The 236-nt window shown below is 46.2% G+C and carries 1 pseudogene; it reads right to left on the bottom strand.

Going from position 1 to position 236, the window contains the following annotated elements:
* Positions 1–73 precede the first annotated feature (73 nt).
* Positions 74–160 (bottom strand): annotated as a pseudogene (locus ACSZPU_RS26570) (LysE family translocator); the annotation flags it as partial.
* Positions 161–236: the final 76 nt, after the last annotated feature.

Raw genomic sequence — 236 nt, 5'->3', positions numbered from 1 at the left:
CGGCCTCATTTCTCGCTGCCGTCCAGATCAGATGCATCGCTCTCTGGGCTAAAATCTTGTGACGACACTATCTAAGCGCTGCGGAAAAAATACTGGCAAAGACCAAAGCAGTATGGGGACTACTGATTTGCGTAAATACGCCAGTCATAAAAGTTTTTAAGGCGCGAATTCAGATAATAAGTGCAACGCTCGGACATGATTGTGGAGAGTGTAGGAGGAAGGGTTAACTACCGATA

It is taken from the genome of Phytobacter sp. V69, from assembly GCF_965644215.1.
Classification (GTDB): Bacteria; Pseudomonadota; Gammaproteobacteria; order Enterobacterales; family Enterobacteriaceae; genus Phytobacter.
This window is presented reverse-complemented; position numbering and strand designations above follow the sequence as displayed.